The organism is Burkholderia sp. Tr-862, from assembly GCF_011753085.1.
In the GTDB taxonomy this organism is placed as follows: domain Bacteria; phylum Pseudomonadota; class Gammaproteobacteria; order Burkholderiales; family Burkholderiaceae; genus Burkholderia; species Burkholderia ambifaria.
In genome coordinates this window covers 1-1,394 of record NZ_VWWG01000375.1, presented here as the reverse complement: position 1 = coordinate 1,394, position 1,394 = coordinate 1, and the positions used below count along the sequence as shown (strand labels likewise).

General features: G+C 68.9%; 1 protein-coding gene. It reads right to left on the bottom strand.

The annotated features are described in order from the left end of the window. Positions 1–482: 482 nt before the first annotated feature. The coding region (locus tag F3J14_RS34930; RefSeq protein WP_247682368.1) for an ATP-binding protein at positions 483–1,394 on the bottom strand (912 nt) is incomplete at its 5' end.

Sequence of the window (1,394 nt, the reverse complement as noted above, 5' to 3'; positions counted from 1 at the left end):
CGGCCAGCGGCGGCGACCACGCGCACAAGACGATCGTTGCGCGGCTCGTGGCGCGCGGCCGGCATGCGTATCAGGCCGTCGTGATCGCCGACGGGCCGCTCGCGCAGGAACAGCTCGACCAGTTTTTCGGCTCGTTCAAGCTGGACTGACACCAGCCGGCGAGGGCGCTATGACACGCCGTGACAACTGAAAGTTCATTCGCAGCTTTCGACGCTAATCTCCGGATTTTGCGGGGATTTTTCACCTATCCACAGCGCATGTGGATAACTTTGTTGAAAAGTTGGGCGAATCTCGCGCAAAGCCGCGCCGGACGGCCTTCCGGTACATTTGGCAACTGCCGCGCCCTTTGAGAAAAATCAATAGAAACAATGGGATAGGAATTTCGCGATGACAAGGCGCGCGCGAGCGGCGATCCGGGGCCAGATTCGCGGAATTGTGCATAAGTCAAGTCTTGACAGCCGGATTTTGTCCTCCGATGGCGCTCACAGCGCCGTGAGCGCGCGCCGGTAGCGGATCGCCTCGGCGATCTGCGCGGCCGTCGGCAACGGGTCGCCGGCCAGGTCGGCGATCGTCCGCGCGACCTTCAGCACGCGGAAATACGCGCGCGCCGACCAGCCGAAGCGCTCGCCGGCCTCGCGCAGCAGCCGCTCGCCGTCGTCGGTCGGGCGGCACAGGTCGTCGGTCTCGCGACCGCTCAGCATGTGATTCGTCTTGCCCTGCCGTTCGAACTGCAGCGCGCGCGCCTGGGCGACCCGCGCGGCGACCGTGGCGCTCGATTCGCCGTGCGCCGTCGCACGCGCGGCGAGTTCGGCCGGCGACAGCGCCGGCAGGTCGATCTGGATGTCGATCCGGTCGAGCAGCGGCCCCGACAGCTTGCGCAGGTAGCGTGAGGCGACGTCCGGCGAGCAGCGGCAGCGCCCGGACGGATCGCCGTGCCAGCCGCACGGGCACGGATTCATCGCGGCAATCAGCTGGCACGCGGCGGGGAAATCGGCCTGCTGCGCCGCGCGCGAGATCGTGATGCGGCCGACTTCCAGCGGCTCACGCAGCATTTCCAGCACGTGCCGGTCGAATTCGGGCAGCTCGTCGAGAAACAGCACGCCGAGGTGCGCGAGCGTGATCTCGCCCGGCTGCGGTGGATTGCGGCCGCCGACCAGCGCGGCGGCGCTCGACGAATGATGCGGCGAGCGGAACGGCCGCCGCCGCCACTGCGCGGGCGAGAAGCCGATGCGGCTGGCGGAAAGGAGCGCGGCCGACGTCAGCGCCTCGTCGTCGGTCAGCGGCGGCAGGAGGCCCGGCAGCCGCGCGGCCAGCATCGACTTGCCGGCGCCGGGCGGCCCGATCATCAGCATGTGGTGCCCGCCCGCGGCGGCCACTTCGAGCGCGCGCCGGGA